Origin of the sequence: Solidesulfovibrio sp. DCME (assembly GCF_049995385.1) — a bacterium.
Classification (GTDB): Bacteria; Desulfobacterota; Desulfovibrionia; order Desulfovibrionales; family Desulfovibrionaceae; genus Solidesulfovibrio.
Genome location: NZ_CP188261.1, coordinates 3,561,266 through 3,587,614, shown reverse-complemented (window position 1 = coordinate 3,587,614; position 26,349 = coordinate 3,561,266). Strand labels below are relative to the sequence as shown.

25 protein-coding genes and 1 tRNA gene are annotated in these 26,349 nt (G+C 66.5%); 13 read left to right on the top strand and 13 right to left on the bottom strand.

Features of this window, described 5'->3' with window-relative positions; genetic code table 11:
• Window positions 1–52: 52 nt before the first annotated feature.
• The 5 genes from infB to ACP59X_RS15865 all read right to left on the bottom strand — a co-directional run bounded on the left by infB (window position 53) and on the right by ACP59X_RS15865 (window position 5,398).
• Window positions 53–3,001 (bottom strand): translation initiation factor IF-2, encoded by a 2,949-nt coding sequence (gene infB, locus ACP59X_RS15885; RefSeq protein ID WP_428560142.1) that lies wholly within the window; start codon window positions 2,999–3,001, stop codon window positions 53–55.
• Entirely contained in the window at window positions 2,988–3,185 is a 198-nt protein-coding gene (locus ACP59X_RS15880; RefSeq protein WP_428569930.1) for a DUF448 domain-containing protein, read from the bottom strand. Before ACP59X_RS15880 ends, infB begins: the two co-directional genes overlap by 14 nt.
• A 59-nt stretch (window positions 3,186–3,244) precedes the next feature.
• On the bottom strand, window positions 3,245–4,678 hold the full coding sequence (gene nusA, locus ACP59X_RS15875) for a transcription termination factor NusA (RefSeq protein ID WP_428560140.1): 1,434 nt from the start codon (window positions 4,676–4,678) through the stop codon (window positions 3,245–3,247).
• Window positions 4,675–5,253, bottom strand: a complete 579-nt coding sequence (locus ACP59X_RS15870; protein WP_428569927.1) for a ribosome maturation factor RimP — start codon at window positions 5,251–5,253, stop codon at window positions 4,675–4,677. The genes nusA and ACP59X_RS15870 overlap by 4 nt, the downstream gene beginning before the upstream one ends.
• Window positions 5,254–5,322: 69 nt before the next feature.
• Window positions 5,323–5,398, bottom strand: a tRNA-Gly gene (locus tag ACP59X_RS15865).
• Between the two features lie 165 nt (window positions 5,399–5,563).
• Between ACP59X_RS15865 and flgF the strand changes: the two genes are divergently transcribed.
• The 11 genes from flgF (at window position 5,564) to fliW (ending at window position 16,241) form a co-directional block, all read left to right on the top strand.
• Window positions 5,564–6,349: a flagellar basal-body rod protein FlgF gene (flgF, locus tag ACP59X_RS15860; RefSeq protein ID WP_428560138.1), complete on the top strand. Its 786-nt coding sequence runs from the start codon at window positions 5,564–5,566 to the stop codon at window positions 6,347–6,349.
• A 24-nt stretch (window positions 6,350–6,373) separates the two neighbouring features.
• Window positions 6,374–7,156 carry a flagellar basal-body rod protein FlgG gene (flgG, locus tag ACP59X_RS15855; RefSeq protein ID WP_428560136.1) on the top strand — a complete coding sequence of 261 codons (783 nt, stop codon included), beginning with the start codon at window positions 6,374–6,376 and terminating at the stop codon, window positions 7,154–7,156.
• 128 nt (window positions 7,157–7,284) lie between these two features.
• The gene (flgA, locus tag ACP59X_RS15850; protein WP_428560134.1) at window positions 7,285–8,256 is read left to right on the top strand and encodes a flagellar basal body P-ring formation chaperone FlgA; all 972 of its coding nucleotides are present in this window, start codon (window positions 7,285–7,287) and stop codon (window positions 8,254–8,256) included.
• Window positions 8,257–8,313: 57 nt separating this feature from the next.
• Entirely contained in the window at window positions 8,314–9,039 is a 726-nt protein-coding gene (locus ACP59X_RS15845; protein ID WP_428560132.1) for a flagellar basal body L-ring protein FlgH, read from the top strand.
• 24 nt (window positions 9,040–9,063) lie between these two features.
• Window positions 9,064–10,227 carry a flagellar basal body P-ring protein FlgI gene (locus ACP59X_RS15840; protein WP_428560130.1) on the top strand — a complete coding sequence of 388 codons (1,164 nt, stop codon included), beginning with the start codon at window positions 9,064–9,066 and terminating at the stop codon, window positions 10,225–10,227.
• Window positions 10,228–10,229: 2 nt separating this feature from the next.
• Window positions 10,230–11,240 carry a peptidoglycan DD-metalloendopeptidase family protein gene (locus tag ACP59X_RS15835; protein WP_428560127.1) on the top strand — a complete coding sequence of 337 codons (1,011 nt, stop codon included), beginning with the start codon at window positions 10,230–10,232 and terminating at the stop codon, window positions 11,238–11,240.
• Between the two features lie 33 nt (window positions 11,241–11,273).
• The gene (flgN, locus tag ACP59X_RS15830; protein WP_428560124.1) at window positions 11,274–11,750 is read left to right on the top strand and encodes a flagellar export chaperone FlgN; all 477 of its coding nucleotides are present in this window, start codon (window positions 11,274–11,276) and stop codon (window positions 11,748–11,750) included.
• Window positions 11,750–13,870, top strand: coding sequence for a flagellar hook-associated protein FlgK (gene flgK / locus ACP59X_RS15825; RefSeq protein WP_428560121.1), 2,121 nt, complete (start codon window positions 11,750–11,752; stop codon window positions 13,868–13,870). Before flgN ends, flgK begins: the two co-directional genes overlap by 1 nt.
• Window positions 13,871–13,888: 18 nt before the next feature.
• The gene (flgL, locus tag ACP59X_RS15820) at window positions 13,889–15,454 is read left to right on the top strand and encodes a flagellar hook-associated protein FlgL (protein WP_428560119.1); all 1,566 of its coding nucleotides are present in this window, start codon (window positions 13,889–13,891) and stop codon (window positions 15,452–15,454) included.
• A 116-nt stretch (window positions 15,455–15,570) separates the two neighbouring features.
• Window positions 15,571–15,810, top strand: a complete 240-nt coding sequence (csrA, locus tag ACP59X_RS15815; protein ID WP_323429112.1) for a carbon storage regulator CsrA — start codon at window positions 15,571–15,573, stop codon at window positions 15,808–15,810.
• Window positions 15,786–16,241 carry a flagellar assembly protein FliW gene (gene fliW / locus ACP59X_RS15810; RefSeq protein WP_428560115.1) on the top strand — a complete coding sequence of 152 codons (456 nt, stop codon included), beginning with the start codon at window positions 15,786–15,788 and terminating at the stop codon, window positions 16,239–16,241. The genes csrA and fliW overlap by 25 nt, the downstream gene beginning before the upstream one ends.
• Window positions 16,242–16,421: 180 nt before the next feature.
• Here the strand turns inward: fliW and flgM are convergent, their stop codons facing one another.
• Window positions 16,422–16,739: a flagellar biosynthesis anti-sigma factor FlgM gene (gene flgM, locus ACP59X_RS15805; protein ID WP_428560113.1), complete on the bottom strand. Its 318-nt coding sequence runs from the start codon at window positions 16,737–16,739 to the stop codon at window positions 16,422–16,424.
• 60 nt (window positions 16,740–16,799) lie between these two features.
• Window positions 16,800–17,219 carry a DVU0524 family FlgM-associated protein gene (locus ACP59X_RS15800; protein ID WP_428560111.1) on the bottom strand — a complete coding sequence of 140 codons (420 nt, stop codon included), beginning with the start codon at window positions 17,217–17,219 and terminating at the stop codon, window positions 16,800–16,802.
• A gap of 185 nt (window positions 17,220–17,404) precedes the next feature.
• Here ACP59X_RS15800 and ACP59X_RS15795 point away from each other — a divergent pair, with 185 nt between their 5' ends.
• Both ACP59X_RS15795 and ACP59X_RS15790 read left to right on the top strand, forming a co-directional pair.
• Complete coding sequence (locus tag ACP59X_RS15795) at window positions 17,405–18,268, top strand: NAD(+)/NADH kinase (protein ID WP_428560109.1); 864 nt, start codon at window positions 17,405–17,407, stop codon at window positions 18,266–18,268.
• Entirely contained in the window at window positions 18,265–20,028 is a 1,764-nt protein-coding gene (locus ACP59X_RS15790; protein WP_428560107.1) for an ARMT1-like domain-containing protein, read from the top strand. The genes ACP59X_RS15795 and ACP59X_RS15790 overlap by 4 nt, the downstream gene beginning before the upstream one ends.
• A gap of 29 nt (window positions 20,029–20,057) precedes the next feature.
• Here the strand turns inward: ACP59X_RS15790 and ACP59X_RS15785 are convergent, their stop codons facing one another.
• The 6 genes from ACP59X_RS15785 to mtnA all read right to left on the bottom strand — a co-directional run bounded on the left by ACP59X_RS15785 (window position 20,058) and on the right by mtnA (window position 26,269).
• Window positions 20,058–20,711, bottom strand: coding sequence for a hypothetical protein (locus ACP59X_RS15785; RefSeq protein WP_428560105.1), 654 nt, complete (start codon window positions 20,709–20,711; stop codon window positions 20,058–20,060).
• 3 nt (window positions 20,712–20,714) lie between these two features.
• Window positions 20,715–22,007, bottom strand: a complete 1,293-nt coding sequence (locus tag ACP59X_RS15780; protein ID WP_428560103.1) for an AAA family ATPase — start codon at window positions 22,005–22,007, stop codon at window positions 20,715–20,717.
• A gap of 141 nt (window positions 22,008–22,148) precedes the next feature.
• The gene (gene der / locus ACP59X_RS15775) at window positions 22,149–23,474 is read right to left on the bottom strand and encodes a ribosome biogenesis GTPase Der (protein ID WP_428560100.1); all 1,326 of its coding nucleotides are present in this window, start codon (window positions 23,472–23,474) and stop codon (window positions 22,149–22,151) included.
• 170 nt (window positions 23,475–23,644) lie between these two features.
• Window positions 23,645–24,295 (bottom strand): CatB-related O-acetyltransferase, encoded by a 651-nt coding sequence (locus ACP59X_RS15770; RefSeq protein WP_428560097.1) that lies wholly within the window; start codon window positions 24,293–24,295, stop codon window positions 23,645–23,647.
• 111 nt (window positions 24,296–24,406) lie between these two features.
• Window positions 24,407–25,198 carry a sulfide-dependent adenosine diphosphate thiazole synthase gene (locus ACP59X_RS15765; protein ID WP_428560095.1) on the bottom strand — a complete coding sequence of 264 codons (792 nt, stop codon included), beginning with the start codon at window positions 25,196–25,198 and terminating at the stop codon, window positions 24,407–24,409.
• 27 nt (window positions 25,199–25,225) lie between these two features.
• Entirely contained in the window at window positions 25,226–26,269 is a 1,044-nt protein-coding gene (gene mtnA / locus ACP59X_RS15760; RefSeq protein WP_428560092.1) for an S-methyl-5-thioribose-1-phosphate isomerase, read from the bottom strand.
• Between the last annotated feature and the right edge of the window lie 80 nt (window positions 26,270–26,349).

Sequence of the window (26,349 nt, the reverse complement as noted above, 5' to 3'; positions counted from 1 at the left end):
GCCTCTTGGTCCAACCCGGGGACGCGACCCAAGGCCGCGTCCCCGGGAACCGTTACAGCGTGGCCTTTTCTTCCACCGACTCGAAGGCCTCGATCACGTCGCCGACCTTGATGTCGTTGTAGTTTTCCAGGCCCACGCCGCATTCGTAGCCCTTGGTGACTTCCTTGACGTCGTCCTTGAAGCGCCGCAGCGAGGCCAGCTTGCCGGTGTAGACCACCACGCCGTCGCGCACCAGGCGCACGCCGGCGTTGCGGGTCAGCTTGCCGTCCAGCACGCCGCAGCCGGCCACCGTGCCGACCTTGGGCACGCTGAAGGTGTCGCGCACCTCGGCCTGGCCCAGGTACTGCTCGCGAATCACCGGGGCGAGCATGCCGGACATGGCGTCCTTGATCTCGCTGACGAGCTTGTAGATGATGTCGTAGAAGCGGATGTCCACGCTCTCGCGCTCGGCCATCTCCTTGACCTTGATGGTCGGCCGGACGTTGAAGCCGATGATGATGGCGTCGGAGGCCGAGGCCAGCAGGATGTCGGATTCGGTGATGGCGCCGGCGCCGGCGTGGATGATGTTGACCTTGACCTTTTCGGTCGAGAGCTTGTGCAGGGCGTCGGCGATGGCCTCGAGGGAACCCTGCACGTCGGCCTTGAGCACGAGGTTGAGCGTCTGGGCCTCGGCCTCGGGCTTGCTGGCCAGGAAGGTTTCGAGGGTGACCTTGGAGGCCTTGCCCAGTTCGCGCTCGCGCTGCTTGATGGCGCGGGCGTCGGCGATGCGGCGGGCGACCTTGTCGTCCTCGAGTCCGACGAACTCGTCGCCGGCCTCGGGCACGCCCTCAAAGCCCTGGACTTCGACCGGGATGGCCGGTCCGGCTTCCTTGATCTTCTTGCCCTGGTCGTCGAACACGGCCCGCACGCGGCCGGAGAACACGCCGCAGACAAAGGCGTCGCCCTGGTGCAGCGTGCCTTCCTGGATCAGCACCGTGGCCACCGGGCCCCGGCCCTTGTCCAGGCGGGCTTCGACGATGTGGCCCCGGGCGCGCTTGTCCGGATTGGCCTTAAGCTGCAGCACTTCGGCCTGGAGCAGGATCATTTCCAGCAGTTCGTCGAGGCCGATGCGCTGCTTGGCCGAGACGTTGGCGAAGATGGTCTCGCCGCCCCATTCCTCGGGCACAAGGCCGAGTTCGCCCAGTTCGCGCTTGACGCGGTCCGGGTTGGCGTCGGGCTTGTCGATCTTGTTGACGGCGACGACGATGGGCACGCCGGCGGCCCGGGAGTGGTTGACCGCCTCGCGGGTCTGGTCCATGACGCCGTCGTCGGCGGCCACGACCAGGACCACGATGTCCGTGACCTGGGCGCCGCGGGCGCGCATGGCGGTAAAGGCCTCGTGGCCCGGGGTGTCCAGGAAGACGATGTCGCCCCGGCTCGTGGTCACGTGGTAGGCGCCGATGTGCTGGGTGATGCCGCCGGCCTCGCCGGAAACCACGTTGGAGGCCCGGAAGGCGTCCAGAAGCGACGTCTTGCCGTGGTCGACGTGGCCCATGATGGTGACCACCGGGGGCCTGGGCTTTAAGTCCTCGGGCTTGTCCGCCTCGGAGGCGATGAGGTAGTCGTCCTCGGAGAAGCCGAACTTCTCGACCTCGAAGCCGAATTCCGAAGCGGCCAGGGTGGCGGTCTCCACGTCCAGGGACTGGTTGATGGTCACCAGCGCCCCCAGGCCCAAAAGGACCTTGATGAGGTCCTGGGCCTTGGCGCCCATCTGCTTGGCCAGGTCGGAAACCCGGATGGTTTCTTCCATGCGGATCTTGCGCTTGGCCGCCTTCATGGTCTGGGCGCCGGCGTCGATCTTGGTCTGCAGGAAGTCGTCGCGGTTTTTCTTGCGCTTGAACTTGCCACCCATGCGGCCGCCGGTGCGGTCCTGGACCTCGCCGACCTTTTTCTTGCCGCCGGGCTTGCCGGCGCTGGTGCCGGCCTTGCGGCGGTCGTCGTCGCTGGTCTGGGGCGAGAATTCCACCACGCGGCGGTCTTTCTTGCGCTTTTTGGCGGCGTCGTCAGCGGGCAGGGGCATGCCGGGCACGGGCCGGCCGGCCGGCCGGGGGGCACCGCCGGGAGCGGCGCCGGGGCCGCCCGGGGTGAAACGCGGCGCGCCGGGGCCCGAGGGGCGGGGACCGCCGGGGCGCGGTGCGTCGCCGGCGGGGCGGCGCGGGGCCGCGGGCGGTTCCTTTTTCGGGTCGGGCATGGAAATGATGCGCACCTTGGGCGCGGCCGGTTCGGGCCGACGGGGCTTGCGCCGATTCTTGTCGGCCTCCTCGGCGGCGGCATCGGCCGGCTGTTCCGTGGCTTCGGGCGTGGGCGCGGCTTCGGGCTTGGCCTCGGGCGAGGCGGGCTCCTGCGCCGGGGCCTTGGCTTCGGGCGCGGCCACGGGTTCGGGGGCCGGTTCCTCGGCGGCGGCCGCGACCGGCTCGACGGCCGGGCTGGGCTCGGGCTCCGGTTCCGGTTCGCGCTGCGGCGTGGCCGGCCGGACGACCCTCGCGGTCTCCAGGACCACGGGCCGGGCCGGGGCGGGCTTGGCCGGCTCCTCGGGCGCGGCTTCCTCGAACTCGGGGAAGCTTTGGCCGCGCAGGGCCTCGTGGGCCTCGTCCTCGATCTCGTCCCCGATCTCGGGGGCCTCGGGCACTCCGGGTGCCGCCGGCGTGGCGGGCGGCGGAGGCGTTTCGGGCTGGGCCGCGGCCACGGGCTCGGGGGGGGCGGGCTGGGCCGGAGGCGGAGTGGGGGCGGCCTTGCGCCGGCGGACGATGACGCCGGGCTGGACCTCGGTGTCGATGATCTGGGTGCGGGCGGACTGTCCCTGGCGCACGCGGGCGCGGACTTGCGCCGCTTCCTCGTCGGAGAGCGTGCCCATCTGGCTTTTGACCTGGATGCCGAGCTCGCGCAGGATCTGGAGCAACTCCTTTTGGCCGATGCCGAGATCCTTGGTGATGTCTTTGATTCTGATTTTATTCACCTTCACCCCCCCTCCGGAGCCTGGGCCGCACGGAGTATTTCGAAAATTTCTCGGCGCATGCGGGGCTGGCGCAGAGATAGTGCCCGCGACCGGGCAGGGCCGCCCGGGGATCGGGCCGCAAGCCGCCGGGCTCGCCAGGCGCAAGCACGTGCCGCAGCAGGTTTTCTTTGGGAAAACGTCCCCGGCACATCACGCACATGCGCGTGGGGGAGGCGGGGCGTTTGGATATGGCGTCGTCTCGTCGCTGCATCAGTGCGCGTCCGTCTCCGGGGTTTGGGGTGCCTGGGCGTCCTCGGCCGGCCCGGTGTCGTCCCCGTCGGCCTGGGCGTCATCAACCTGGGCGTCATCAACCGGGGCGTCATCAACTGGGGCGTCGTCGGCCTGGGCGTCGTCGGCCTGGGCGTCATCGGCCAGGGCCTCGTCGCCGTCGTCCTCGGCGGGCTTGGCCGCCGTGGCGCCCATGAGCTTTAAGGCCGCGCGCAGGTCGTCGCGCTTGGACGGGGTCATGCCGGCGATGGCATCGATGGCCGCGTCGGGCGCCTCGGCCAGCTGTTCCATGGACTCGAAGCCGGCGGCCAGGATGTTGTCCACGGGAATCTCGGCCACGCTGGCCAGCTGTTCCAGGAACTTCTTGGACGCGTTGACCTCGCGGAAGCGCGATTCGGTGAAGATGTCGATCTTCCAGCCCAAAAGCTTGGCCGCGAGTTTGACGTTTTGGCCCTTGCGGCCGATGGCCAGGTTGAGCTGGTCGTCGGAGACCACCACTTCCAGGGCCTTTTCGTCCTCGTCCACGGAGATGCGGGTGACCCGGGCCGGGGACAGGGCGTTGGCGGCGTAGGTGGCGATTTCCGGGTTCCAGACCACGATGTCGATGCGCTCGCCGCGCAGTTCCTGCACGATGTTCTGGATGCGCGAGCCCCGGATGCCGACGCAGGCGCCCACGGGGTCGACGTCGCGGTCCTTGGAGATGACCGCCACCTTGGCCCGGGAGCCGGGGTCGCGGGCCACGGCCACGATCTTGACCGTGCCGTCGGACACTTCCGGCACCTCGCGGGCGAAAAGGGCCTTCATGTAGTCGCCGTGGGTGCGCGAGACGATGATCTGGGGGCCGCGGCCGGAAGGCAGGACCTCGATGATGTAGGCTTGCACCCGGTCGCCGCGCTTGTAGCGCTCGCGGGGGATCTGCTCTTCCTTGGGCAACAGCGCCTCGGTGCGGCCGAGGTTGATGATCCAGCCGGTGCGGTCGCGGCGCTGGATGATGCCGGAAATGATCTCGCCCTTGCGGTCCTTGTATTCCTCGTAGATGATTTCCTGCTCGGCGTCGCGCATGCGCTGGATGATCACCTGCTTGGCCGACTGGGCGGCGATGCGGCCGAGGTTCTCCACGGTGAGCTTGAAGCCCATCTCGTCTTCGAGCACCACGTTGGGGTCGATGGCCCGGGCGTCGGACAGGCAGATCTCCGCCGCCGGGTCGGCCACGTCGTCGTCTTCCACCACGACCTTGAACTGATAGACCTCGATTTCCCCCTGCTCGTCGTTGTAGCTGACCTCCACGTCGAGGTTCTCGCCGTATTTGCGGATCACCGACGAACGGACGGCTTCCTCCAGGGTGTCGACCAGCAGGTCGCGGTCGATGCCCCGGTCCTTGCTGATCTGATCGATGGCTTTCTTCAGTTCCGTCATGGGGTTTCCTCCGGGGCGGCGGACGACGGGTCGTCGCCGTCCCCAAGCGCGGTGGCGTCAAAGGCGTGGATCAGGCGGACCTTGTCCGCCTCGTCGAAGGTGCAGGCCAGGGGGAACGCTTTGGGCCCGGGGTCCACGGTCATGGTCAGCGTTTCGCCGGCAACCGCCTCCAGGATGCCCCGGAAGCGCTTGCGCCCGTCGCGGGGCACGGCGAGCTTGACCTCGATTTCTCGGCCGACGTAGGGCGGCAACTGGCCGGCGGCGAAAAAGCGGCGGGAAAAGCCCGGCGAGGACACCTCCAGGACGTAGGGCCCGGAAAAAAGGTCCTCCATGTCCAGCAGGGCGCCGAGGTGCCGGCTGACCTTGGCGCATTCGTCGATGGTCACGCCCTGGCGCTCGGGCGTGCGCGGCACCTGCGGGGCCAAATCGAGGTAGAGGCGCACGAGCTGGCGGTGGCCCGACGCGGCCATTTCCACCCCCCACAGGCAAAGGCCCATGGCGGCGAGGGAAGGGGAGATCAGCTCCCGGATTTTTTCCGGCACGGCGCTTGTTCGCTGCATGGCGTCCTTTGTCAGCAAAAAAAAAGTGGACCGATCGTCAGGCCCACCTCGTCACGACAACCGTTCGGTTGGGAGACTCAGGTTTGGAGCGGGCGACGAGGATCGAACTCGCGACACCAAGCTTGGGAAGCTTGTACTCTACCAGCTGAGCTACGCCCGCTCGAATGGAAGGAAATATCATCCTCCCCGTATTTGTCAAGCCGTCCGTCCGGCCCGGTCGCAAAAAAGCGACGGCTCCCCGCCGGCCGGTCCCTCCCTGGCCGCAACGCGCCGGCAGAGCCTGGCCCGCATGTTGCAAAGCCCCGGGCCAGGAGGGCCGCCTGCCATGGAAATGAGCATGTACAGCGCGGTTTTCGGGGCCCTGTCCACGGAAATGCGCCTCAACCTGTCCGCCAATAATTTGGCGAACGTCAATACCACGGGCTACAAGCGCGACCGGGTGTCCTTCGAGGACGTCTTTTTCCGCTACGCCCACGACTACCATGTCGACCCGCGCGGCGACCTCCGGGAAAAGGAACTCCTGCCCCGGGCCGAACTCATCGCCAAACCCCGCCTGGCCGAGCAGAAGATCGATTTCAGCCAGGGGGCGCTCCAGGCCACGGGCAACCCCCTGGACCTGGCCCTCCAGGGCCAGGGCTTTTTCAAGGTGGCCGCGCCCGGGGGCTCCTACTACACCCGAAACGGCGCCTTCCACCGCAATGCCGACGGCATGCTCGTCACCGACCAGGACTATCCGGTGCTCGGCAACGGCGGACCCATCCAGATCCCCGAGGGCAAGACCGTCACCGTGGACAGCGCGGGCATGATCTACGTCGACAGTGCCCAGGTGGGCCAGCTCGACGTCGTCACGGTGCAAAACCCCGAGGCCCTGCAGAAATTCGGTTCCAACCTCTACATGCCCCAGACCGGAACGACCATCCAGGAAGGCGTCGCCCAGGCCGGCCGCACCGAGGTGGCCCAGGGCTACCTGGAAAAGCCCAATGTCGAGGTGGTGGAGGAAATGATCAACATGATCGAGACCCAGCGCACCTACGAGGCCTACCAGAAGGTCATGAGCAGCTCAAGCGAGCTCGACACCAAGGTCATCCGCATGGGCACGGACAAGTCGTAACGGGATAACGGGAGGAATGACGCCATGATGCGATCCCTTTGGACGGCCACCACCGGCATGGTGGCCATGCAGATGCAAATAGACACCATGTCCAACAACCTGGCCAACGTGAACACGGTGGGCTTCAAGAAAAGCCGGGCCGAGTTCGAAGACCTCATGTACCAGACCCTGCAGGTGGCCGGCACCGAGACCGTGGGCGGCAACCGCCTGCCCACCGGCCTGCAGGTGGGCCTGGGCGTCAAGCCCACGACGGTGCACAAGTTCTTCACCCAGGGCGACCTGCAAAATACCGGCAACCAGCTCGATATCGCCATCCAGGGCGAAGGGTTCTTCAAGGTCGACGTCAACGGCCGCGAGCTCTACACAAGGGCCGGCTCGTTCAAGCTCAACCAGGACGGCACCATCGTCACGGCCGGCGGCTACCCCCTCCAGCCGACCTTTTCCGTGCCCACCGACACCAAGACCATCACCATCACGGAAAACGGCCACCTGTCCTGCCTCGACCAGGACAGCGCCGAGCTGGCCTCCACCGACATCCCGCTTTACACCTTCATCAACCCCGCCGGCATGACCGCCGAAGGGCGCAACCTCTATTCCACCAGCCAAGCCTCGGGCGCGGCCACGGAAGTCACCCCCGGCAACCAGAACGCCGGCACCCTGGCCCAGGGCTACCTGGAAATGTCCAACGTCGAACTCGTGGACGAAATGGTCGGCCTCATCGTCGGCCAGCGCGCCTACGAGGCCAACTCCAAGGCCATCACCACGGCCGACGCCTTGCTGCAGACCGCCGTCAACGTGAAGCGTTAGTGTGACGGCCTTTGAAAGATACGAGAGTGTTTTTTAAGAAAAATAAGTATTCTCATGTGTTGCGCCTGGGCAAGCATCTTTTTTTTCGAGGGCGCGACACGGGCCGTCAGGCCCACGCGGAGGATGTCATGAACATGCGCCGGATCTGGTGGATGGCGGCGGCCTGCCTGGCCCTGCTGGCCTTTTCCCTGCCCGCCCGGGCGGCCCTGTGGCGGCTTTCCGTCAAGGAGGCGGCCTGCGCCGCCGGGGAGCGGGTGCTTTTGTCGGAAATCGCCGAGCCCCAAGGCGAATTCCCGCCCGACGCCTGGGCCGCGCTCGGGGCCACGCCCCTGTGGTATTCCCCGGAAACCGTGGGCAAGCTGGCCGTCATCCCGGCGGGCAAGGTCCTGGAGGGCCTGCGCTACTACCTGCGCGACGCGCCCGTGGAATTCGCCCTGCCCAACCAGCTCACCCTGTCGCGCGGCGGCCGGGTCATGGGCCACGAGGAACTGCGGGCCATGGCCGTCGAAGTCTTGACGCCCAAGGTGGCGGCGCTGTCCGGCGAGGCCAGGCTCGTGACCGTCAACGTCCCGGACCATATTTTCGTCGACGACCAGGCAACCGGCGTAACCATTGAGGTACAGGACGTCGTGGCCGGCAAGACGCCCTTCCGGTTCGTGGTGGCCGGCCCCAAGGCAAAGATATTGCAACAGGTCCCGGCGGAGGCCGTGGTCGAACACTTCGCCCGCGTGCCCGTGGCCATAAAACCCATCCTGCCCAGGGACGGAGCCGCCGTGGAACAGATCGCCTACCTATGGGAACGCCGCAACATGGCCTCGATCAAGGGCCGGGTGTTCGACCCGGGCGACGGCCAGTGGCGGGCCAGGCGGGGCGTGGGCGGCGGCCAGGTCATCATGGCCGACGAGATGGAGCCGCTGCCCCTGGTGCTGCGCGGCGACCAGGTCAAGGTCGTCTACGAGGGCAGGGCGGTCAAGCTGACGCTTTTGGGCGAGGCGCTTACCGACGGCGCGCCCGGCGGCAAGATCACGGTCAAAAACCCCAAGGGCAACCGCGAGATCACGGCGGTGGTCCGGGACAAGAGCACGGTGGTCGTCCGCTAGGGCGGCCCGGCGCCGGCAGGGACGCCCGCGTCAAACGGCAACAAGGACGGAGTCGACATGAAAACCATACGCATGTACCCCCTGATCGTGGCCCTGGGCGCCCTGGCCGCCTGCGCCCCGGCCTCCAAGCAGGCCGTGCCCATGCCGCAGGTCACGCCCAGCGTGGCCAAGGCTCCGCCCCCGGCCGAAAACCCCGGCTCGGTCTTCAGCCAGAACCAGCCCACCTTCCTGTTCGATGATACCCGCGCCCGGCGCATCGGCGACATCCTGACCGTCAACATCATCGACACCTCCAAGTCCGACCTCAAGGCCGAGACCAAAAACGACCGCACGGCCAGCAACCAGCTCGGCGTGTCCAACTACTTCGGCAACAAGGAATTCGCCGGCAACCTTTCGGGCCAGCTCGGCGGGCCGACCTTCGGCATGAAGGGCCTGGTCGGCGCGGACAACATGGTCGGGGCCACCACCAACCAGAAGTTCCAGAGCAAGGGCGAGACCAAGCGCGAATCCACGGTCACGGCCTCCATCGGCTGCCGCATCGTCAACATCCTGCCCGGCGGCGTCATGCAGATCGAAGGGGCGCGCCAGACCCGGGTCAACAACGAGAACCAGATCATCGTGGTCAAGGGCCTGGTGCGGCCCATCGACGTGAGCCCGAACAACACCGTGCCCTCGACCATGCTGGCCGACTGCCAGATCGAATACTACGGCGAGGGCGACCTGGCCGACCGCCAGAAGAGTGGCTGGCTGACCAGGCTCCTCGACAACGTCTGGCCGTTCTAACGACTATTACGGGAGCGTAGGGACATGCACCCCATCACAGCTCGCCAAGCCCGCAGGCCCCGGGCCGCCGCCCTGGCCATCCCCAGGACCGTCATGGTCCTGACGGGGCTGGCCCTGGCCCTGGCCGTGGCCGTACTGGCCGCCCGGTCGGCCCACGGCGCGCGCATCAAGGACATCGCCCACGTCTCGGGCATGCGCAACAACCAGCTGGTGGGCTACGGCCTGGTGGTCGGGCTTTCGGGCACGGGCGACCAGCGCGGCTCGGACTTCACGGTCCAGTCCATCTTCAACATGCTCGACAAGATGGGCGTGCGCGTGGACAAGGCGACGCTCAAGCCCAAAAACGTGGCCGCGGTCATGGTCACGGCGCAAATGCCCGTCTCGGCCAAGCCCGGCGGCCGCCTGGACGTGACCGTGTCCTCCATCGGCGACTCCACGAGCCTTTTGGGCGGCGTGCTCCTGGTCACGCCCCTCAAGGGCGTGGACGGCAACATCTACGCCATCGCCCAGGGTTCGGTGCTGGTCGGCGGCGTGTCGGCCCAGGGGGCCGGGGCGTCGGTGTCGAAAAACATCACCACCGTGGGCATGCTGCCCGGCGGGGCCAACGTCGAGCGCGCGGTGGCCTTTTCCTTCAACGAGCAATCCGACGTCACCCTGTCGTTGCGCACCCCGGATTTTTCCACGGCCACCCGCGTGGCCAAGCGCGTCAACGAAACCATGGGCGCGGCCATGGCCTCGGCCGTGGACGCCGGCACGGTGCGCCTGGCCGTGCCGCCGGAAAACCAGGGCAACCTCGTGCCGCTTTTGGCCTCCATCGAGAACATCGAGGTCACCCCGGACCACCGGGCCCGGGTGGTGGTGGACGAAAAGACCGGCACGGTGGTGCTCGGCCAGAACGTGCAGATCACGCCCGTGGCCGTCACCCACGGCAACCTCCAGATCCAGGTCCAGGAATCGGCCAACGTGTCCCAGCCCTTGCCCTTCTCCGGTGGCCGCACCGTGGTCACGCCCGAGACCAACATCGGGATCAACGAGGAGAACCGCAAGCTCAAGATGATCGAAGGCGCCACGCTCCAGGAGCTGGTGGAGGGCTTAAACGCCCTGGGCGCCACCCCGCGCGACCTCATCAGCATCCTGCGCACCCTGGAATCGTCCGGGGCCCTGCAGGCCGACCTGGAGGTCAACTAGCCATGAGCCTTCCCGAGGGCCTCACCGACCTGGCCGCAACGGCCAACCTGCAGGCGGATGTGGCGCAAAAGCTGCGCCTGGACGCCGTGCGCCAGTCCGTGGCCCCGGGCAAGACCAAGGAAGCCAAGCTGCGGGAAGCCTGCCAGGGCTTCGAGTCGGTCTTCATTTCCCAGCTGTTCAAGGAGATGCGGGCCACGGTGCCCAAAGACGGGATGCTGCACGGCCACTACGAGGACCAGTATTATTCGATGTTCGACAAGGCCATGTCCGACAAGATGGCCGCCGACGGCGGCATCGGCCTGGCCGACATGATGTACCGCCAGCTGCGGGGCCAGGTGCTCAGCAAGGACGCCGCGGCCAAGGTGCAGCCCGGCGACACCCTGCCGGCCAACCGGCCGACGGCGGCCCACGGCGCCTTTGGCCTGGGCACCGAGCGCGTGCCGGTGTCCGGCCAGTCCGCCCCGGCCGCGCCGCGGGGCATCGAGGCCCAGCATTTCTCCCCGGCCGTGGCCGCCGCCCTGGCCCGGCCCGGGGTGTCGGGCCTGGCCGCCGCCCACACGCCGCAGGCGGGCTCGGACGCCGCGGCCGCGCTCCAGGCCGGCCTGCCCCTGGCCGCGCCCGTGTCCGGCGACATCACCTCGGACTACGGCTGGCGCGACGACCCCATCAACGGCAAGAAGGCCTGGCATGCCGGCATGGACATCGCCGCCCCGGCCGGGGACCCGGTGGCCGCCTGCTGGGACGGCACCGTGACCTACGCCGGCACCAAGGGCGGCTACGGCAACGTGGTGGAAGTCACCCACGCCGGCGGCTGGAAGAGCGTGTACGGCCATTTGCGCACCGCTTCGGTCAAGGCCGGCGACGTGGTCGCGGCTGGCGAAAAAATTGCAGAGGTGGGCAGTACCGGGCGCTCCACCGGGCCGCATCTGCACTTCGAACTGCGCCGGGACGGGGAGACGGTGGATCCGAAAACGCTCCTGGCCGCCTCGGGGCTGCTGGATGGGGCAGTGTAACATGTCGGGATGTTTTGGTAACGGAGGACGGTCATGATCGCGCGCATGCTTTCCAACCTTGATCGCCAGATGCGGGCCGTGGAGCTGATGCGCGCGCTCCAGGCGGAAGAATTTGCCGCGCTCACCGCCCGCGACCCCGAGGCCGTGGCCTCCCTCGAATTTTCCATCCAGGAATTGCTGCGCCAGCTGGCCGCCGAGCGCCTCGGCCTGCATGCCCTCTACGCCGCCTTCGACCCGTCCGCCAAGCGGCTTTTCGACATCATCGACCGCTTCCCGCCCGAAGCGGCCGCCCGGGCCAGAAGCCTGCACGCCGCCATCGACGCCGCCGAGCAGGCCTGCGCCAAGCAGGCCGGCCGCACCTACGCCATGGCCCTGGGGCTCTACGACATGGCCAGAAACGGCCTGGACAACCTGCGCGGCCTGCTTGCGCCCAAAAAGGACGTCTACGGCGCCAAGGGGCGCATGGCCGTCGGCCAGGCCGGCCCGAGGCTTCTGAGCGGGAGGCTGTGATGTCGAGCCTCAACACCATCCTCTCCATCGGCCGATCGGGCCTGCTCGCCAACCAGGCGGCCCTCCAGGTCACGGGCAACAACGTCGCCAACGCCGACACCGAGGGCTACAGCAAGCAGACGGTCGTCCTCACCGACGGCGGCTACGTCACCACCAAGCCCGGCCAGCTCGGCTCCGGCGTGGTGGCCCAGGAAGTGGTGCGGGCCCACGACGCCTTCGCCGAGGCCCAGTACGTGTCCCAGCTGTCCAGCCGCGACCGCTGGAAGGCCCTCTATACGGGCCTGTCCTCGGTCCAGAGCCTTTTTAACGAATCCAACACCGACGGGGCCAACGCCGCCCTGTCCAAGTTCTTCGCCGACTGGGGCGACCTCACCAGCAGCACCGACGCGGCCGCCACGCGCCAGACCATGCTCGACGACTCCCAGACGCTGCTTGGCCTGTACCGCTCCATCGCCGACTCCCTGGACCAGCAGGAGAGCCAGGTCAATACGTCCATTGCCGCCAACGTGGACACGCTCAACCAGCTGGCCACCGACGTGGCCGACATCAACCGCCAGATCAACCAACTGCAAATCGACGGGACGAGCATCCCCAACAGCCTCTACGACCAGCGCGACGCCAAGGTCGAGCAGATGGCCTCGCTTTGCGACGTCAACGTGGTGGACAACGGCCGGGGCGACTTCACCGTCTACACCCAGTCCGGTCAGACCATCGTGGATGGCATCGTGCCCTTCAAGTTCGCCTTCGAGCAGGGCCATACCGTGCGGACCCTGAGCGCCGCCTCCCTGGCCGCGGGTTCCGACGCCCAATGCTACTTCGAGGGGGCGGACGCCAAGGAATACACCATCCAGGTCGTCACCGGCGGCACGGCCGGGGCCGGCGCCACCTTCAAGGCCTCGGTGGACGGCGGCAAGACCTGGCTGACCGACGACGACGGCAATACCCAGATTTTCGCCGCGGACACCGAAACCGGCAAGGTCAAGGTGGGCAGCCTCGACATCTGGTTCGGCACGGTCTCGGATTCCAGCGCCACGCCAAGCGACCTGAGTGCCGGCGACACCTTCGGCCTGGTGCCCAAAAAGGGCCTTTATTGGTACTCCACCGCCGGCACGCCGGAAAACGTCACCCCCCAGCAGTACGCCGACGGCACCGACAACCCCAGGCGCCTGACGGGCGGGGCCCTGACCGGCGCTTTCCTGCTGCGCGACAACGGTATCGGCGAATACAAGGAGTCCCTGGACGCCATGGTCGGCTCCATGGTCTGGGAGGTCAACCGCCTCCATTCCCAGGGCGCGGGCCTGACGAACTTTTCCTCGGTGCTCGGCACCTATTCCGTGGCCGACGCCGGCGCCGCCCTGGCCAGCAACTCCTCGGGCCTGGCCTTTTTCGACCGGCTGCAATCCGGCGCCTTTTCCCTCTACGTCTACGACACCGACGGCAACCTGGCCAAGGACGGCAGCGGCAACCCGGTCAAGGCCTCGGTGGCCTTCGACCCGGCGGACACGGCCGACGGCTCCTTAAACGGCCTGGCCGCGGCCATCAACAGCGCCTTCGACCCGACCTACCTGAGCGCCTCGGTGGTCAACAACCAGCTGTCCATCACCGGCACCGGCAGCTACACCTTCCAGTTCGGTGAGGACACCACCGGCGTGCTGGCCGCCCTGGGCGTCAACACGCTTTTCACCGGGTCCACGGCCTCGGACGTGGCCCTTAACAGCACCGTGACCAACGACGTCAACCGGGTCTGCGTCGGCCATGTCGGCGCCGACGGCCTGGCCGCCTCGGGCGACAACACCACGGCCACGGCCATCACCGCCCTGCAAAACAAGGACGTGGACTTTTCCCTCACCGGCAAGGCCACGGTCTCCCAGACGCTCGGCGAATTCTACGACTCCCTGGTCGGCCAGGTCGGCGCGGACACCGCCGCCGCCTCCTACCAGTCCACCTACCAATCCTCCCTGGCCGACCAGGCCAAGGAGCAGAAGCTGTCCGCCTCCGCCGTGAGCCTCGACGAGGAACTGACCAACCTCATCAAGTTCCAGCACGCCTACCAGGCGGCGGCCAAGCTCATCAGCACGGCCAACTCCATGTTCGAGACGGTCCTCGGGCTGAAGAATTAGCGCCGGAGGTTTTGGCCCATGATCACCCGCGTCACCCAGCAAAGCCTGTACGGCTCGGTCATAAGGCAAAACAACGCCAGCCTGGCCAAGCTCATGGATACCAACAACCATGCCTCCACCCAGAAACGCATCAACGCGCCCTCCGACGACCCCAACGGGGCGGTCCAGGTCCTGGGCACCCGCACGGACATCAGCCAACTGACCCAGTACAAGCGCAACATCGACACGGCCCAGGGCTGGCTGACCCAGGCCGACAGCACCCTGTCCTCGGTCAGCACCGTGGTCACCACCATCAAGAGCTACGCCGAGCAGGCGGCCACCGGCACCGTCACCGAGGAAAACCGGGGCGAGATCGCCTCGGCCGTGCGCCAGTACTTCGAGCAGCTCATTTCCATGGCCAACGTCACCTACGACGGCCAGTCCCTGTTCGCCGGCCAGAAGGCCGACACCGAGGCCTATGCCATGGGCCTGGGGCTGACCAGCAACGACACCGACTTCGACACGGCCCTGGAAGCCTTCCCGGCCCCGGGCTACACCGTGGACGGGGACAGCGACGCGACGATCCTGGTCCAGTTCACCGAGGACGGGTCGAGCTCCGCCCAGCCGGCCTTCACCTACACCACCGACGGCGGCGCGACCTGGCAGTCCGGCTCCTATGCCTCGCCGGCTCCCTCGGCCGACACCCAGACCCTGCAAATGGGCGGGGTGTCCGTGACCGTGTCCAACACCGCCCTGGCAACGGTCACCGCCAGCGCCGACCACGACGACAGCGACGGCACCTGGCTGTGGGTGCGGCCCACGGCCTACTACCAGGGCAACAACAACGACGACATCACCGTGACCAGCGCCAACAATTCCGTGACGGCCACGGCCGAGGGCACCTTTGCCGGCAACGTCCAGGTGCGCCTCGACGACACCTCGGGCAGCCCCTACACCTATTCCTACAGCACCGACGGCGGCGCCTCCTGGGTGACGGGCAACACCTCGGGCGCCGTGGGCACCACCGTGCCCCTGGCCGTGCCCGGGGGCATCCTGACCCTCGACACCACCACCGCCCCGGCCGACGGTGACCAGTTCTTCATCCAGCCCAGCACGGCCGACATCTCCATCGCCATTTCCCCCACCGATGCCGTGGTGGTCAACGGCGTGGGCAAGGACATCTTCGGCGGCGTGTACCAGGCCCAGGTGACCGACGCGACCACCGGGGATACGGCCACCGTCAACCAGGCGGCCACCTTCGACGGCAGCGTGTCCGGCAACCTGCTCGAAACCGTGGGCAAGCTGGTGGGCTACCTGGAAACCAACAACCAGAGCGGCATCCAGGATTGCCTGGACGACCTGACGACCTCGCAGAACACGGTGCTCGTGGCCGCGGCGTCGGTTGGCGCCAAGGAAAACCGGGTGAGTTCCGCCGAAACCATGGTCACGACCTTGGGGGAAAACGCCACCACGACCTTAAGCAACGTGGAGGACGCCGACCTGACCACGCTGATCACCAAGCTTTCGGAGCAGGAACTGGCCTACCAGGCCGTGCTCAAATCCTCGAGCATGGTCATGAACCTGTCCCTGGTCAGCTATATTTAGCCGCCTGGCGGCCGGCCCCGTTGACAAAGGGCGGGCCCGCCGCGTAGAGGACGGCATAACAGGGCGCGAAAACGGCGTTTTCTTGCCCGCAACCGAAAGTGGGGGCACGGGCGCTCATGCTCATTTTGACCCGAAGGCCGGGCGAGAGCCTGCACCTCGGCGATCACATCAAGATCACGGTCCTTGGCGTCCAAGGCAAGCAGATCAAGATCGGCCTGGAAGTGCCCGACGACATGCAGGTCTATCGCGAAGAGGTGTATCTGAAGGTGCTCGAGCAGAATCGTCAGGCGCTTTGTGCCACGGATTCCGATGTCCTGGCGGCGGCGAAGTTATGGCCAAAAAAGACGAACGAATAGTGGAAACCCGGCTGGGGCCCATGGCCTTGCCCGAGGCAAGCGTGCTGCGCTTTCCCCGGGGCATCATCGGCTTTGGCGGGCATCGCGAGTTCACGCTCATCCAGTTGCGCGAGGAATCGCCGTTTCTGGTGCTGCAAAGCCTCGACGACCCCAAGCTGGGGCTGCTCGTGACCGATCCCTACAGCTTCATGACCGAGTACGAGGTGGTCATCGGCGAGGCCGACCGCCGGCTTTTGGAGATCGAGACGCGGGAGCAGGCCACCATCCTGGTCACCGTGACCATTCCCCAGGGCCTGCCCGAGCGCACCACCCTCAACTTGAGCGGCCCCATCGTGATCAACAACGAGGCCCGCATCGGCCTGCAGATCCCCCAGACCGACTCACGCTACCCGGCCCATTACACGCCGGGCATGACCGGCCGCAAAAAGTAAGCGCCTTCCGGTCCGCAGGGAACCCGGAAGGCGCCTTGGCGCGTCACCCTGTCCGCGACGCGCCGCGCGGATGCACACCGTCATGTCCTTGACCATCTGCCGCCCGTCCGGGCCGGCCGGGGTTTCCGGCCTGCCGGGCGTGTGGCGGTCTGTTGTGATTTCTTGTCACTCCCGCCCGGCCTAGCCGAACAGCTCGGACTCCATGGTCAGCATTTTTTCGGCGATCTTTTTGGAGTCGGGCTGGTAGGTGCCGGCCTCGACCTGGGCCTTGAGTTCGGCCACGCGTTCCGAGCGCGTATCCGAGGCATCCTTGGCCGTGGTGGCGGCCAGGGAGACGAGCCGGGCGTCGCCGGACAGGGTGACCTTGTCCGAGCCCGAGGTGCCTTCGGCTTCGGCGCCGCGCGAACGGGAAACCGAGGACGTCTGGCCCGATTCGCCGCGTCCCACGCGGCTTTGGCCGTACCCCTGGTTGATTCCGAGAACCGTTTTGATGTCCATGGCTACCCCCCTCCCGCGTTTGACCCTTGCAGTACGTATCGGCAGCGGGGGGACCGAAGATTAGAGCATGGTTGCATCGACTTTTTCCAGGGCCAGTTCCCATAGGCGCTCAAAGACCGCCGTCTTGGCCTCCCCGGTCAACTGCCGGGGGCTTTGCGGATCATCCACCCGGAAAATTTGCATTTCCTGTTCCTCGGGCGGATAGGCGAACACCAACGGATAGCCCAGTTCCTCTTCCAGTTCAGCCTTGATCTCTTCCACCACGGGCGAGTCCGAGCCGGTCACGATGCAGTTCTCGACGATCTCCGCCGCCACGCGCCCGACCAGTTCCCGGCGCTTGGCCTCCCGGGAGATCCGGACCTCGTCCTCGGCTCCGGCGGCCGCAAGCGACCGGCGGTAGCGCGCCAAACGCCTGGCCGTGGTCACCTGCCGTCCGTAGGTGCGCAGCATGGCGCGGACCTGGTAGGGGATGGCGGTCAAGGCGTATAACTCCTTCTCACACTGCTTATCGGCCGCGCGCCAAATTCCTTTAGGCCGGCCGCCGAAAAAAATCCAGGCCACCGGACGGGCCGGGCACGGTGTCTTTCTTGTGCCGGGCCGGGCTTTGCCGTATAAGCCCCTTCTTTCCCGGACAGCAACGGGATACACCCCCAAAGGGACGTCCCATGCAAGCTACGATACGCACCATCCTCGTCATCTACAAGGCCGACCACGCCAAGGCCAGGGCCATGGCCTGGACCGTGGCCGATTGGCTGGCCGCGCGCGGCCTGACGGTCCTTTTGCGCGAAAACCTGCCCGAGGCCCGAAACGCCGTGCTGCCGGCCGGCGCCGTGCTGGCCACGCCGCCCCAGTTGGCGCTGATCCTCGGCGGCGACGGCACCATGCTGTCCGCCGCCCGGCAGGCCGTGGCCGAGGGCGTGCCGGTGCTCGGCATCAACCTCGGCCGGGTGGGGTTTATGACCTCGGCCGGCCTCGACGACTGGCAGGAGGTGCTGGCCGACATCCTGCAAAACGGCTTCACCGAGGCCCGGCGCATCATGATCGACGTGGCCGTGATCCGGGCCTGCCAGACGGCCTACCGCACCACCGCCCTCAACGACGCGGTCATCAGCCGCGGGGCCATGGCCCGGCTGGCCGCCTTCGACGTGACCCTCGGCGACGTCGACGTCTGCACCCTGCGGGCCGACGGCGTGGTCATCTCCACGCCCACGGGGTCCACGGCCTACTGCGTTTCGGCCGGAGGGCCGCTGATCTACCCGGGCCTCGACGTGCTGTGCGTGGTGCCCATCTGCCCGTTTTTAAGCGACTTCAAGCCCGTGGTCGTGCCGGCCGACTCGCCGGTGCGCCTGGCCCTGTCGGCGCCCGAGACCAACATGTACCTGACCTGCGACGGCCAGGAGCTCTTTCCCCTCGACGACAACGACGAGGTGGTGGTGACCAAGTCCCCGCGCTGCCTGCGCCTGGCCACCCGGGCCGGGGACAGCTACTTCGGCCGGCTGCGGCTCAAGGGCTTCATCAACCGGCCATGAGCGAGCCCTCCCTCCAGGCCGCGCCGCCCGCCGGGCAGGCGCCGCGCTACGGCGCCGACCCCGTGGCCGACGCCAGGTTGTTGCATTTCATGACCGAGAACAACCTGGACCATTCCATCGCCCCGGAAAAAAACGCTTCGCCCGAACAGCTCCGGTTCATGGTGTCGCTTGCGCCCGAGGAAATCTACGTGCCGTGCTCGGACGCCATGTTTTCCCATCTGATGCGCGAGCGGGCCGATCCGCTGGTGGTGGCCGAATACGACGCGCGCCTGGCCCGCATCGGCCGACTCATCGACGACTACGTGTCCGACCCGTACACGGCCGTGAAGATCCGCACCCTGTGCGACTTCAAGTACCGGCAGGCCCTGGTCAAGCCCACCCTGATCCCCTCGCGCCTGGCCAAGCGGCTGTGCACGATCTTCCTCACCCAGTCCGGCCTCGACGACCCCCACCGGGAGCGCAAGCGGCTTTCTAACCGCCGGGCCTTCGCCTTCATCCAGGGCGAGGCCTTCCGCACCATGCTCTATGCCTGCCCCAGCGAACTGCCGGGCTGCCGGGCCATCCCGGAACTGCGCTTCGCCCTGGACATGCTCGAACTCAAGCGGCTGCTGCTTTTGGGCTCCATGCCGGGCATCTGGGACGGGCATTCGCCGGTGCCGGGAAACGACGGCCTGGAGCGGTCCCTGGCCGCCTTTCCGACAGCCTTTTCCCGGCTCGAGGAGGCCCTCGACCCCCGGCGGGGCCATGGCGGCCTCAAGATCCTTTTTTTGCCGGATGCGGCCGGCAGCATGCTCTTCGACCTGCTGGCCGTGCGCGTGCTGCTGCGCCTGGGCCACCGGGTGATCGTGGCCGTCAAGGACGGGTTTTACTACGACGCGCCGACCATCTGGGACGCCGACAGCGACCCCATCCTGGACGCGGCCCTGGCCGGGGCCTATTTCCTGACCGACCCGCGCGTGACCAAAAACGCCTTGCTCCAGGCCATGCGGGAAAACCCCCTGACGGTCATCTCCGACGGCACGCGCGAGCGGCTCAACCTCTACCGGGTGTCCGTCACCTTTTCCCGAGCCTGGAAGGAGGCGGACCTGATCCTGGCCCGGGGGGCGCTGACCCACCGCCGGCTCATCGAGACCAGCCACCAGTTCACCCGCGAGGTGGCCTCCTTTTTCGGCGACGGCGCCGGGGGGCTGACCTTGGACTTCAAGCCCCGGGCGGCCGGGGCCCGGTCGTTTACCGAGGCGGACATCAAGGCCAAGGCCGACGAGATCATAAGCGGCATGCGCGCGGCCAAGGCCGCCGGCAAGTCGGTGATGTTCTACAGCGCCATCATCGGCTCCATCCCCGGCCAGACCCAGACGGCTATCGAGCTGGTCACGGCGTTCGTGGCCCATTTGCGCCAGATGCTGCCCGGGACCTCCATCATCAATCCGGCCGAGCACTTCGAGGAAGGCATGGACGCCGACGATTTGATGTTCATGTGGGAGAAGGTGCAGCGCAGCGGCCTGATCGACGTGTGGCGCTTCCAGACGCATTTCGACATCGAGAAGAGTTTCGGGCTGCTGGGTCGGGCCGTGCCGCCGGTCTGGGCGGGCAAGGACGCCACCTTTTCCACGGGCTGCACCAAGGAGATGCGCATCGCGCTGTCCATGCAGTCGCGCCAGCCGGAACTGCAGATCATCGGCCCGGACCCGGAGAAGTTCCTGCGCCGCCGCGAATACGGCGTGGGCAAGTTCTGCGACGCCGGCATCGACTGCCGCTAGCCGCCCGAGGCACTCCCGGCGCTTCGCCGTCAGGCGCCGGCGAGCAATTGCCGCAGCTTGTCGCGGAAGTAGCGAAAGCTCGGCGAGTTGTTGTGCTCGATATCCATGTGCGGCGTGATCGCCTCGGCCCATTGGCGTTTTTGTTCCCCTGCCACGCCAGATCCTTTTTTCTTCAGTGCCTTCGCCCCGCCGGGGTACAGGGCGTCCGCGAGCAGTTCCCAGGTGCCGCAAACGGCGTCGTTGGCGTAACTGTCGAGCACGGCGTTTTTGGCCTTGGGATAGGCGGTTTTTACGGCGGCGAGGTCGCCGAGGAGCCAGGCTTCCCCTTCCTCGACGGCGAGGCAAAAGACGGCGTGGGGTTTCGGATCGCAAACATCGAGAATGGCCAGAAGCTCCCGGCGGAAGGCCCTAGGGCATTTGTCGTCGAGGTCGCACACGACGATGACCGGATAGTGACGGGGTGATGCGGCATAGGCCTTGCCATGCGCCCGGAGAATGGCGGGGAGGTTGGCGAGAAGCTGTTTGGTAGTGGGGTCCGAATGCGCTTGAAGGTTTCTTTGGAGTGAACCAAGCCCTTTGTATGCATGGGTCCTATAGGTGTGTTCCGAGCCGATGACGCGCGGGAGGAGAATTTCCAGGGCTTTTTGGCCGGAGAGGTCTTCCACGAGGACTTCGAAATGCATGGCCTATCTCGCGTCCAGGTAGTCGCTGTACCAGAGGCTGCCGAGCGGCAGGCCTTCCTGCACGAGATTGGCCACGAGCGGATCGTCGCTGGCCCGGCGGATGGTGGAGAAGCCGTCGGCTCCTTTTTCCAGTATCCAGACCTCCTCGGGGGAGAGGGCGTCCACGAAGTAGGGCTGGTGGGTGGTCACGAAGACCTGGGAGCCGCCCTTGAGCCCGGTTGCGTGCCTGCGGAATTCGTGGGCCAGGGTTTCGAGGAGTTTGTGGTAGAGGCCGTTTTCCGGCTCCTCGATGCACAGAAAGGGTGGTGGCGTGGGGTCTTCCAGCAGCAGCAGGTAGGCGAAGACCTTGAGCGTGCCGTCGGACATTTGCTGGGCGTAAAAGGGCTTGTCGAAGCCGGTGTCGTTGAAGCGCAAAAGAAGGCGGCCGTCAGGAGTACGTTCGGTATCGATCTTTTTTATTCCAGGAATTTTTTCAGAAATTCTATTCAGGATAGCTTGAAATCTTTTGCTATGTTCTCTCTCCATGAATTGTACGACATTGGCCAAGTTGTCTCCATGGATATTGAGATGCTTTTGCGGGCCAGCTAGAGGCAGATCTCTGGCGGCATCGGGTGTAAAATAACTGAGGTACCATCCTTCGATGAACCTTCTGAATGATGATATGCGTGGATGCTGTTTGAGTGAGCCGAGTGTCGCAATGCCGAGCTTTCTTTTGTCTTCAAGTTCGACAAATTCTGTTTCTTTGCTTTCTTCTTGTTCTTTGCTGTTAAGCAAAGCTCCTAAAAAAGAATCGATGTCGACGTCTCCGTGTTCTTCGTCGATCTGTTGTCCTGTAGCGTCACCTTTCCAAACTGCACCTTTCCCGTTCCCAAGCACAAGGAATGAAAATGGTCTTCCAAACTTTTGATTTTTTCTTCTTTGGCGGAGTCGTTCTTTTAGAACAAATGGACGTCCAGAGTCGTCCAGATCGATGGCGAGTTCATAGGTGATAGGGCGGGCGTTGCCGTCTTCTTTGTAATAAATCTCAAAAGTTACAGGGGATATTGCTCCCTGGGAACGAATCTTGTCATATCCGCCCCGCCCCCGAGCATCGCATGCCTCCTCAACACCCAGCTTGAGGCAATCAGCAAGGAAGCCAAATGCATCGAAAAGCGTGCTTTTGCCCACACCATTTTTGCCGATGACGGCCGTCATAGGCGAGAGAGGCTCGGCTTGTTGCTGGCTCCATAATTTACCTAAGGAAATATTCTTGAGTGCCCTGAAATTTTGAATGCGAATGCCTTCGATTCTGGCCATGCCGTCACCCCCGCCGACACCTGCGCGCTGTCGGTCAAACAAGTCTATACGAGATCGGTCAGGGATAAAAGGCGTCGGAGAGTCGGGAGCTGGCTTGGCGGGTCAAGCCGGCGACTGCCGAAGGGGCGAACGCCCCTCCGGCTATTCCCTGGGCTTGTGGCTGCCGCGGCAGACCACCTTGACCGGGGCCATGGTGATGCCGAAAAGCTTGCGCAGGGCGTTTTCCAGGTATTTCGCGTAGGAATCGCGCACGCGCTCAGTGTCGCTGACGAAAAAGACGAAGGTCGGCGGGGCTTCGCTGGCCTGGGTCAGGTAGTAGAACTTGGCCCGGCGGCCGTTGACCAGGGGCGGCTGGTGCTTGTCCAGCACCTCGCGCATGGCCCGGTTGAGCGCCCCGGTGCCCACCCGGATCTGGCACTCCTTCCAGAGGGCCTCGGCCATGGGCAGGATCTTGGCCACGCCCTTGCCCTTGGCCGCCGCGATGTAGAGCACCGGCACGTGGGAACACATGCGCAGCTCCTCGGCGATGTCCTTGCGCAGGGCGATCATGTCCTTCTGGGCGATCAGGTCGATCTTGTTGACCGCGATCAGAAACGGCGTGCGTTCCTTGTCCAGGTAGGAAATCAGCCGCTTGTCCTGGACGCCCACCCCGCCCGTGGCGTCGATGACCACCACGGCCACGTTGGCCCGCTTGGCGCTGGACAGGGCCTTGCCCACGCTGTCGCGCTCCAGGTCGTCGGTGATGCGGGTGCGCTTTCTCACGCCGGCCGTGTCTACGAAGACGTAGCGCTTGCCGCCGCGCTTGAGTTCCGTGTCCACCGAATCGCGGGTGGTACCGGCCACCTCGCTGACGATGACCCGGTCCTCGCCGAGAAGGGCGTTGACCAGGGAGGATTTTCCGGCGTTGGGCCGCCCGAGCACGGCCAGGCGCAGGCCGGACTCCAGGTGCTCGGCCTCGGGGGCATCCTGCTTCTCGGGCAGGGCGGCGGCCAGCGCCTCGGCCAGGTCGCCCATGCCGTGGCCGTGGGCGGCGGAAATCGGCATCAGGGGCAGGCCCCAGGAATGGAAATCGCCGGTCAGGGACGCGATGCGCTCCTCGCCGTCGACCTTGTTGACGGCGACGATGACCGGCTTGCCCACCCGGCGCAGCCGCTCGGCCATCTCGTCGTCGAGGGCCGTGCGGCCGGCCTTGCCGTCCACGAGAAAAAGGACCACGTCGGCCATGGTCAACGCGATCTCGGCCTGGACCACGATCTGGCGGTCGAGGCCCTCGGGCGCGTCGAAATCCATGCCGCCGGTGTCGACCAGGGTGACGACGCGGCCGTCGAGTTCCGCCGTGGCCTCCAGCCGGTCCCGGGTCACTCCCGGGCGGTCGTGGGTGATGGCCTTGCGCCGTTTGGCCAGGCGGTTGAAGAGGGTGGACTTGCCTACGTTGGGGCGTCCGACGATGGCCACGATGGGGGGCATGGGCAGGGCGTCTCCTTTGGGGCGTGGAAGCGGCGGGGGCGGGTTGCGCTCGCGAAACGGGAGCCAGTGGCTTGACCACGACTTGGCCGCCATGTCAACCGCAAATACGGAAACCCCGGTTCCCGGTCAATCGTTTCGGGCCGAGGGCGGGGGGACGGAAACGGGGCGGCCTAGCCGGCGGCGCGCTCCAGGGCGTCGAGGTCCGTTCCGGCGATGCGGTCGCGGTGCCGGGCGATTTTCTCCGCCGGCCAGTCCCACCAGGCCACGGCCAGAAGCCGCTCCACCGCCTCCTCGGGAAAGCGCATGCGGATCAGCCGGGCCGGGTTGCCGCCGACGATGGCGTAGGGCGGCACGTCCTTGGCAACTAAGCTCCCGGAGCCGACGATGGCGCCGTGGCCGATGGCGCGCCCGGGCATGATGGTGGCGTTGTAGCCGATCCAGACGTCGCTGCCGATCACGGTGTCGCCCCGGGACTGGCGCAGCGGCGCGGCGGCCTCCCAGCCGTCGGTGAAGATGCCGAAGGGATAGGTGGACAGGGGGGCGAGCTCGTGGTTGGCCCCGTTCATGATGAAGCGCACGCCGCTGCCCAGGGCGCAAAACGAGCCGATGACCAGCCGGTCCCCGATCCAGTCGAAATGGTACAGGACGTTTCGGGCCTCGAAATCCTCGGCCCGGGCGCCGGGGTCGCCGGTGACGTCGAAGTAGGTGAAGTCGCCCACGCGGATGTTGGGCCGCGTGACGCAGTTTTTAAGGAAAACGAGCTTGTCGTAGCCCGCGATGGGATACAGGGTATCGGGGTCCGGATAGCGGGCGACAGGCATGCCGACCTCCTGGCTGGATGGGGCCGTGTCAGGGAGCAATCGATCCGCGGTGAGGTGGCCCAGGAGGGGGCCTCGCCCCCTCCTGGCCGCCGGAGGCTTCCCTTGCTTCCCTTATCCGCGCAATTGGGCGGCGATGTCCGCCGCCACCTTCTCGCCCGACAGCAGCATGCCGCCGAAGATCGGCCCCATGCGGTAGGAGCCGAAGCTGGCGTTGGCGGCCATGCCGGCCACGTAGAGCCCGGGGAAGATCTCCCGGGTGTTTTTGACGGTATTGGTCTCGGCCACCTCGGCCCACATGGACTGCTCGCCCTCGATGCCGCCGGAGGGGGTGGCCAGTTTGATGTCGTTTTTGCGCACCAGCGTCTGCAGCACTTCCACGGCATGGCCCGTGGCTTCGACCAGATACCGGCAGCCGAGCACCACCGGGTCGACGTGCAGCCCGGCGATCTCCACGGGCGAGGAGTTGATGACGATGCCGGTGACGCGCTTTTGGCCGCCTTCCTCGCGCAGCATCACGTCCTCGACGCTCATGCAGTTAAAGACCTTGGCCCCGGCTAAACAGGCAGCGGAAGCGAGCGTGGTGGTTGCGGCCACGGCGTCGGCGGTGAAGTAGTTGTCCTTGTAGCGCCTAACCGGTACGCCGACGTCGGTGAGCAGGTGCACGCTTTCCTCCTGCACGACGATGACGTTGTAGGTCATGCCGCCGCCCCACATGCCGCCGCCCAGGGACAGCTTGCGTTCGAAAAGCGCCACGTTGAAGCCGTCTTTGGCCAGTAGACGGGCGGCCGTCAGCCCCGAAGGGCCGCCGCCGACAATGGCCACGTCCAGGTCGAGGCTCGATTTGAACTTGGCGAAGTACTCGTCGACGATGGCTTCGGTGATGATGCGTTCATCCAAAGGCATGGTACGTCCTTACACAAGCGGTTGCGGTTACTTGCCGCCGATGGCGGCCCGGATGGCCTCGGTGTAGGGCGCGGTGAGCACGCCCTTTTCGGTGATGATGCCGGCAATGAGCCCGGCCGGGGTGACGTCGAAGGCGAAGTTGTAGACCGGGACGTTTTCCGGGGTGATGCGGTGTTCGCCCACGTGGGTGACTTCGCGCGGCGTGCGGTCCTCGATGGGGATCAGCTCGCCCGTGGCCAGGGTCAGGTCGAAGGTCGAGGCCGGGGCGGCCACGTAGAAGGGCACGCCGTGGGCTTTGGCGGCCAGGGCGACCGTGTAGGTGCCGATCTTGTTGGCCGCGTCGCCGTTGGCCGCGATGCGGTCGGCGCCCACCACGACCTTCTGGACCATGCCTTTTTTCATGAGGTGGCCCACGGCGTTGTCGCAGGCGACGGTGACCGGGATGCCTTCCTTGGCCAGTTCGTAGGCGGTGAGCCTGGCGCCTTGCAGGAAGGGCCTGGTCTCGTTGGCGATGACCTTGATGCGCTTGCCCTGCTCGAAGGCGGCGCGAATCACGCCCAGGGCCGTGCCGTAGCCGGCCGTGGCCAGGGCGCCGGCGTTGCAGTGGGTCATGACCGTGTCGCCGTCGCTTATGAGGTCGGCGCCGTTTCTGCCCATGGCCTTGTTGATCTCGATGTCCTCGGCGTGCATGTCCTGGGCCTCGCCGAACCAGGCCGAAAGCAGGGCCTCGCGGCTGGCTTCGCCCAGGGCCCGCCATTTGCCGCGCATGCGGGAAACGGCCCAGCGCAGGTTGACGGCCGTGGGCCGGGCCTGCTCCAGGTCGGCCAGCAGGCCTTCGAGCTTGGCCTTCCAGCCGTCGCCGGCCCCGCCGGCCTCGCGGGCGGCCAGGTAGCAGCCGTAGGCGGCGGTGACGCCGATGGCCGGCGCGCCGCGCACCACCATGGTCTGGAGGGCATAGATGGTGTCGGCGGTGTTGCGGCAAACGAAGGATTCCTCGCGGTCGGGCAGAAAGCGCTGGTCCAGGAGCAGCAGGGCCTGCCTGTCGGCACAAAAGGCGATGTGGTCGGTCATGGTTTTTTCCGTGGGCGGAAGGCAAAAAGGGTTGCGCGGCCCCGTGTCGGGGCCGTCGGGACGATTCCCCGGGCCGTCGG